5 protein-coding genes and 1 pseudogene are annotated in these 7,886 nt (G+C 57.5%); 3 read left to right on the forward strand and 3 right to left on the reverse strand.

Annotated elements, in window-relative coordinates; all coding sequences use genetic code 11:
* The 3 genes and pseudogenes from VL197_00720 to VL197_00730 all read left to right on the forward strand — a co-directional run bounded on the left by VL197_00720 (nucleotide 1) and on the right by VL197_00730 (nucleotide 2,920).
* Nucleotides 1-1,797 (forward strand): annotated as a pseudogene (locus VL197_00720) (molybdopterin-dependent oxidoreductase).
* A gap of 216 nt (nucleotides 1,798-2,013) precedes the next feature.
* Nucleotides 2,014-2,406: a molybdopterin dinucleotide binding domain-containing protein gene (locus VL197_00725; protein ID HUJ16493.1), complete on the forward strand. Its 393-nt coding sequence runs from the start codon at nucleotides 2,014-2,016 to the stop codon at nucleotides 2,404-2,406.
* A gap of 52 nt (nucleotides 2,407-2,458) precedes the next feature.
* Nucleotides 2,459-2,920, forward strand: a complete 462-nt coding sequence (locus tag VL197_00730; protein HUJ16494.1) for an FmdE family protein — start codon at nucleotides 2,459-2,461, stop codon at nucleotides 2,918-2,920.
* A gap of 328 nt (nucleotides 2,921-3,248) precedes the next feature.
* On the opposite strand, the gene VL197_00735 is transcribed toward VL197_00730, so the two are convergent.
* The 3 genes from VL197_00735 to VL197_00745 all read right to left on the reverse strand — a co-directional run.
* The gene (locus tag VL197_00735; GenBank protein HUJ16495.1) at nucleotides 3,249-5,048 is read right to left on the reverse strand and encodes a protein kinase; all 1,800 of its coding nucleotides are present in this window, start codon (nucleotides 5,046-5,048) and stop codon (nucleotides 3,249-3,251) included.
* Nucleotides 5,049-5,338: 290 nt separating this feature from the next.
* Nucleotides 5,339-7,234 carry an APC family permease gene (locus VL197_00740; GenBank protein HUJ16496.1) on the reverse strand — a complete coding sequence of 632 codons (1,896 nt, stop codon included), beginning with the start codon at nucleotides 7,232-7,234 and terminating at the stop codon, nucleotides 5,339-5,341.
* 59 nt (nucleotides 7,235-7,293) lie between these two features.
* The coding region (locus VL197_00745; protein ID HUJ16497.1) for an outer membrane beta-barrel protein at nucleotides 7,294-7,886 on the reverse strand (593 nt) is incomplete at its 5' end.

A 7,886-nucleotide genomic window follows, 5' to 3' on the forward strand; every position in this document is an offset into this window, starting at 1 on the left:
AACCATCCCAACGACTGCATGTGCTGTGACAGTGCGGGAGACTGCGCGCTTCAGGAGCTGGCCTACCTGTATGATATAAAGCCCGGAACATTCGCGGGCGAGAAATGGGACAAACCGATACGGGAAGACAACCCGTTCATAACGTTCGAACCGAATAAATGTATTTCGTGCTCGCGCTGTACGCGGATCTGCAATGAAGTGGTCATGGCGGGTACGATCGAGATGACCGGCAGAGGCTTTCACACCATGCCGGACACGGCCTTCGGAGCACCGCGCTCGCTCAAAAACTGCGAGTTCTGCGGTCAATGCGTGTCAACCTGCCCCACCGGCGCGCTCACGGACAAGAAAGGAAGAGGCAAAGGGCGATCTCAGAGCGTGATAAAAGTAAAGACCACGTGTTCGTACTGCGGAACGGGCTGCAATTTCTTCCTCCATGTGAAGGAGAACAGGGTAATCAAGGTCTCTTCCGATTATGATGCGCCGGTAAATCAGGGCAACCTGTGCATCAAGGGCAGATATGGGTACGATTTCATACAGAGCGACGAACGGATCAAAACCCCGCTCATCAAACGAGACGGCGTCTTCCGTGAGGCGAGCTGGGACGAAGCCCTCGGATTTGTCGCAACGAAATTCAAAGAGCTGATCGAAAAGTACGGGCCCGAGAAAGTTGGCGGGTTTTCCTCGTCGCGCTGCACGAACGAGGAGAACTATCTCCTTTCCAAGTGGGTCAGATGCGCAGTGGGGTCCAACAACGTGGACAACTGCGCCCGGGTCTGACACGCTCCGACTGTGGCCGGTCTGGCCACCAGCCTCGGAGCGGGCGCCGCTACGAATTCATTAAGTCAGATGCCGGATATCGACACGCTCTTTCTGTTCGGTTCAAATCCCACGGAAGGCCATCCCATAGTCTCGCTCTGGCTCAAGAAGGCTCTCGCCAACGGAGCGAAACTCGTTGTCGGCGATCCAAGGAAAACCTGGATGGCGAAAAAGGCCGACGTCTGGCTCAATCTCAAACCCGGCAGCAACATCGCGCTTTTGAACGGCATGATCAATGTCATTCTTCAGAACAGGTGGGAAAACAGGGAGTTCATCGCGAAACGAACCGAAGGGTTCGGGGAGCTCAACGAGAAGGTCAGGGAATACGATCTTGACAGGGTAGTGAAGCTTACCGGCGTTGCAAAAGAGACGATCATCGAGGCTGCCCGGATCTATTCCCATGCAGACAAAGCGATGATCGTGTACGGCCTCGGCGTTACCGAACACCGGACCGGCACTGAGAATGCGATGGCGATCGCCAATCTTGCGCTCGTCTGCGGTCACCTCGGCAGGCCCTCAACCGGCATCATGGCATTGCGCGGACAGAACAACGTCCAGGGCGCATCCGACCTTGGCCCGCTCCCGGCCACGCTTCCGGGTTATCAATCAGTTGCCGATGCCAAGGCGCGCGACAAGTTCGAGAAGGCATGGAACGTAAAGATCAGTCCCAAACCGGGGCTCAAATCCATTGAGATGCTGGATGAGTGCAAGCGCGGAAATTTCAAGGGTATCTTTATACTCGGAGAGGACCCGGCACAGACTGACCCCGACCTTCATCATGTACGGAGCGCTTTGGAGTCGGTCGAGTTCCTTGTGGTGCAGGACATCTTCCCCACCGAGACAACAAAATATGCACACGTGGTCCTCCCTGGCGCGAGCTTTGCTGAAAAAAACGGCACGTTCACGAATGGCGAGCGCAGGGTCCAGCGCGTGCGCAAGGCGATAGAGCCTGTCGCGGGCATGGCGGAATGGCAGGTCATCAGCAGACTTTCAACGCTGATGGGATACCCCATGGACTACAATCATCCATCTGAAATCATGGACGAGATCGCCAGCCTGGTGCCGATCTACGGCGGCATCAGCTACGAGCGAATCGAGGACCGGGGAATTCAATGGCCCTGCCCAACAAAGGACCATCCCGGCACGACGACGCTCTATACCGATCTATTCGCAAGGCCCGGTGGTTTGGCGAAGTTCATGGCACTCGACCACAAAGGATCCGGCGAGACGCCTGACCTGGAATACCCGTTCGTATTGATAACCGGAAGGATCCGCGAACATTACAACAACGGATCTATGACCGGAAGGGTCCCCGGGATCATGGAACTGGTTCCCGAGGAGCTGCTGGAGTTGAATGCGCAAGATGCGGAGACGTTGCGGATAAAGGACGGCGAGCGGGTCCGTGTTGCGTCAAGACGGGGCGAGATTACGGTACAAGCCAAAGTAACCGAGCGGTCGCAGGCAGGCAACGTCTTTCTTACGTTCCATTTCAGGAATACGCTTACGAACGTTCTCACGTCGGGATATAGGGACCCCATAACCGGCACGCCTGAATACAAGTCGTGCGCTGTAAAAATAGATAAGATCTAAACTGAGGAGAAACGGGACCAGCCGTGCAAATAACAGATGATGAATACGCTTATTGATTTCGATCAGCTACTACGGAATCCGTCAGCATACACGGCCACCGTGCGCGACCGACGCCGTCCAGTCCGTCACAGGTTGCAGCCTCGGACACCGGACCATGAAGTTCATGGATTACGGCAAGATGGCCGCGACCTTCGTGAACCTGGGAACAAATAAGGCTGCCCGGATATTTGCAAAAGACGATTCCCGTGTCTTGGCGAAGAACTATTTCCCCCATATCGAAAACAAGTACGCGGCGCAGCTCGAAGCGTACAAGATCATGAGCGATGAAGAGCTTTTTACTGTTATGCAGGTTCGCGTAAGGATAAGACCCGAGGACATGCCGGGCAGGCCGACGAGAAGAGTCGTGTGTGAATCATGTAGGGAACAGGTGCAGGACGGGAGAGAATTGCGCCGCGATGGAAGGACTTTATGCAGGCCCTGCGCTGATAAGGGGTATTATGAACCTATTTTTTAATCCCCCGCTATGCATAATGGGCATAGCGGACAAAATTATCATATATTCCAACGGCAGTGTTGCACAGACAGGGACACCAAAGGAAGTATTCACCAATCCCGCATGCAAAGAAGTCGAACAACTCATCAACACGCGAGCGAGGTTGCTGCAGTCTTTGGAATCCGTTCCATGTATAGTCAAATTTTAGCGGTGCGGCTTGCTGAATGTAGGTGTTATCTGCAATCGCTGCACACCATCCTGCCCTACAATAACCTTTCCCGTAGGCCAAATTTCTCCCACATGGACACACCTGTCGCTAACCCAGTCTGCCAGACGAATATTTACTTCGTCAGTGTGCTGTCCCCCGGTGGATGATCAGCCAAATGACAAGCCCGAAGATAATGAGAGGGATCGAGATGCCCAGCGCGAGCCAGAGCGCCTTCTTCCCGTTGCGCCTCCAGGCCGTCGGCGCGTGGAGCCGTTCGCTCCTCCCGGTGATCTGCACAGCGGAAGGATCATCAAGCTCCGTTTTCATTGCCGCGGCTGTCTGATACCGGTTTTTGGGGTCGCGCTCCATCGCATGGAGGATGATTTCTTCGACCTGCGGCGAGACCTTCGGGTTCCGTTTTCTCGGCGCCTCGGGATCGCCGGCCACGCGGGCGTTCATGATCACGAGGGGGTTGTCGGTCTCACACTGGAACGGCGGCACACCCGCGACCATTTCGTACAGCATGGCGCCCAGGCTGTAGATGTCGGTCCGTTCGTCCCCGCGCTTCCCCTTCACCTGCTCAGGGGCCATGTAATCGGGCGTTCCGACTGCCGGCGTGAACCCGGCAAAGGTCATCCGCCTGCCGGCGGCCTTGGCGATGCCGAAGTCCATGATCCGGATCGTGCCGTCGCTGCAGAGCATGATGTTCTGCGGCTTCAGGTCCCGGTGCACCACGCCCTGTTCATGCATGTACGCGAGGGCCTCGCACACGCGGCTGGCAAGCTTGATGGCGTCCTTTTCCGGCATGGACCGGACGCTGGTCAGGAGATGCGAAAGTGTATAGCCGCGGAGATACTCGGTTACGATGTAGGGCCTTGTGCGGAGTTCTTCCGGTACGGGGTAAAATTTAAGTATATAGGGATGGTTCAGTCGGCTCCCGATCTCCTCCTCGCGCTGGAACCGCGAATAAAACCCGGGGTCGCTCTCATACTGCATCAAGGGGACCTTCACGGCCACGGGCAGTTTGGTGGTGAGGTCCGTGGCCTTGAAGATGGTGGCCATGCCGCTCCGGCTGATGGTCTCCAGGATCTGGAAACGGTTGTCCAGGACCTGTCCGGGCTTGAGCTCGTATCTGGTCGTCGGGTCCGCCGTCTCCTGGTACATGGCCACGCCGCGGTATAACGCGACCTTCTCGACCTCGTTGATCTGCAGGACCTGCACCGAGAGATTGTCGTCGGTACCCCGCTGCTCGGCAAGCGCCACGAGCCTGCGGCAGGCCTGGGCCGGGGAAAGGCTCGTCACGAGCTCAGCGATCTCGCTGTCCGACACGTGCGCGTACAACCCGTCGGAGCACAGCACGACCCTGTCTCCCTTGAACACCGTTGCGCTCTCCACGTCTACCCGGATCACCGGCTCCTGCCCAACGCTCCGCGTCAGGACGGAACGTTTGTCGCTGGTCTTGGCCTCCTGTTCGGAGATCAGGCCGAATTTCTGCTGCATGCCAATGTAGGTATGGTCCGTGGAAAGCTGCTTGATCGTGGCCTTGCGAACGAGATATACGCGCGAATCTCCCACGTTGCCCACCGTGACCTCGTTGTTCCGGAGCACGACAACAGCCAGGGTCGTGGCCATGCGCGCCTTGCCATGGTTCTCCATGCCCTTGTCGTAGACCGCGAGGTTGGCCGCGTTGAACATCTGCGTGATCAGGTGCTGCGGACTCTGTTCGCCCCGGGCCTCCTGGAACGTCTTCAGGGCCGTCTCCACTGCGAGCCGGCTTGCCACTTCTCCGCGCTCCATCCCGCCCACGCCGTCGGCCAAAACTGCGACCGCTCCGCGGCTGCGCTTCTCCTCGAGCGTTTGAGGCTGCCAGGAGCCGACGAAATCCTCGTTGTTCTCGCGTGCCGGGCCGGGTGATGAAAGTTCAGCGTAGATTAGTTCCATGGCTCACTTTAACATTTTCTTTTAGGAATTAAAAGGTCTCTGATACAGACAGAACAACAGACAGGTAACTACGGGTTCCGACTCTGCCGGAACACACACCCTGCACTTGTGCTGCGCACTCGTACCCGCTGTTCGCAGGCAGATGAGTCCGGATTCTGGTGCTTGACTTGGCTGTAACCGTGCGTCCGTGAAGCGGACCGGTGGTTATGACCGGTAAGTTGCATTGAAGGAAAAAAGGACGGTCACCCGAAAAGTGACCGTCCTTGCTTGTTTTTCATGAGTCCCATCGATTACGCGTTCGAATGCGCCGGCTTGCTCGTAAGCAGTACCTCTTTGCCTTTTTTCTTGCTGGACTTCAGGAAGTAGACCGCCCCGTAGATGCCCCATGCCAAGCATACGCCGAGGGCTATGTACGGCTCCTTCCAGCTCATGCCCGCTACCGTGAACGGTCCGACCAGGTAGAAGAGCATGATGGCCAGGTTCGCCAGGAGCCCCAGGATCGGGATGACCACATGCTTGATGCCGTTGAAGCTCTTGTGCTCCTTGAAGGCCACCATCGCGATCCAGCAGGTGATCATGTACAGAAGGAACGTACCGAAGTTGCTGATCAGCGTCATAATCACGAGCGTGTTCGGCATCGCCGCATAGGTTGCCGGCGAGAAGATCCCGAAGCTGTACCAGATGTTGTGCTTGTCGAGCGCGGCCGGGGTCGTGCCTCCGAGATACACCGTCACCGTGATGATGCCGATGATTGCTGAGATAATCGCCAAAATCCAGATCGCGCGATGGGGCGACGCCGTTTTGCCGTGCAGCATGCCGAAGTGGGACGGGACTTCTTCATCCCTGCCCATGGCATAGGTGACGCGGGCGCCGGTGCTGAGGCACGAGAGCGTGGTGCCGATCAGGGCCAGGAACACAGTAAAGGCCTGGACCAGCATGAATGCCTTTCCTGCGGCATAGCTCCCGAAGAGCCATGTGCCTGCGAGGACCATCATGTCGCCGAGCGGCGCGCCCGAGGCTCCCGCATTCGGCATGGTGTAGCCGCTATTCAGCATGTAGTTCGCGGCAAAATACTCGATCAGGTAGCAAACTGCGCCCTGGATAGCAAGAGACAGAAGCACTGCCCGAGGAACATCCCTTTTCGGGTTTTTCGCCTCAGGCGCCATCGAGGTGATGGATTCGAAACCGACCAGGATCAGGATTGCGATAGCCGCCTGAATGAAGATGAAGTTGAACCCGTGCAAACCGACGACGGATGCAGCGTTCTTGTGGTAGTTGAACTGCGGGTTCCCCTTGTCGTCCTTAGTGATTGCTCCGTCGATATAGTCGACCGTGAACGGCGCGGCAAGCTTCGGATCAGTCACCGCCTTGCCATCCTTGTCAGCGGGCACGGGATTGCCGTCCTTGTCCTGCGCGTCAACCATTACATAAACCGGTTTCCCGTCCTTGTCCATGGTCGGTTTGCCGGCGGCATCCAAGACCGGTACGGGAGCGCCCTTGTCGTCCTTCTGTTCAACTTGGGCGACCTGATAGCTTACCGCGACTCCGTTTGAGAGATGCAGGCCGGTCGCGCCCTGCGGATGCTGGACCCGGTAGCCGATAGCGATCACGGAGAAGATGAGGAGCGCCGAGATTTGGATGATATTGATCGCAATATTGACGGTCGTCGTCCCGGTCACGCCGCGGTAGGCAATGTAGGCCACGCCGAGCGCGAACACGACGCAAAAGAGAATCATGAACAGCGGGCTGTTATAGACGCCGCTGAAGGTGTCCGGGTAAAAAATGCTCATCAGATAGCTGCCCAGAAGCGCGGTCACGCCGACCATGACCCCGGGGTATACCCAATAGTACAGGTGGCTTGCCCAGCCAGTGATAAACTTTGCTATCCGGGCGAACTTGTATGCGTGCGTCTTTGAAAGATACGCCTGCTCCGCGTAGAGGTACGAGGAACCGGGGCCGGGATACAGCTTGGCCAGTTCCGCGTAGCTGATAGCCGTGGCGAAGCAGAGCAACAGGGCGAAGAAAATACCTGCCCACATGGAGATGCCTGCCATCGGCGCGCCGTACAAAGATTGCATCTGGAAGGTCAGCCACAGGAACGCTCCGGGCGCGATCAGCGCCATTGCGTTCATGGTGAGACCGGTGAGTCCCAATGTTCCCCTGGTTACAGGTTGTTCGTTAGCCATGATAGTCTCCTTGCTTTTCGTCCCCTATCAGGGACGGGGTTGATACTCTGATTACGCTGTTACCACCGGTACATTACGCCGAGCGCGAGGGTGTTCTGTGAGTTCTTCGTCGCCGCGCCGCTCACATAATCGAAGGCCGGGACATCGGAACTGTCATGCCGGTACTCGGGCCGGAGAATGAGTCCGCCGGCAAGACGCGTCTCCCAGGTGAGCGTCACCTCTTTCAATCGCTGCACCGTTCCCGTCCGGAATCCGTCCGCGTCGTGGAAAACCTCGCCACGGACCGCGATGCTGTGCGCGTCGGTGAGATCATACTTCGCGATCGCTGCGTAGCCGTCCCACGTGGCTTGTCCGGGCATTCCTGTCGGAAGCATGGCATCCTGCTCCCTGCCGTTGTCCGTGTTCAGGATGAGGGAGAGCTTCTTCGTGGGTTTCACCGTTGCCACCAGGTCCAGCAGGCTTCGCTTGTTGCTGCTGCTGGAGCCTACGGTCGGCGCTCCAGGACCGTTCGCATCCTGCTCAGGCCCCGTCATGCCGTTGACGAGGATCGAAAAGACCTCCGCCGGGGCATAGCCAATGCTCACGCCGTAGCTCTTTCCGCGGTTGTTGTCGGTGGCGTTGTCCCAGCCGTTGACAACGTAGACCGCGGCAT

The organism is Nitrospirota bacterium (assembly GCA_035516965.1).
In the GTDB taxonomy this organism is placed as follows: Bacteria; Nitrospirota; UBA9217; order UBA9217; family UBA9217; genus MHEA01.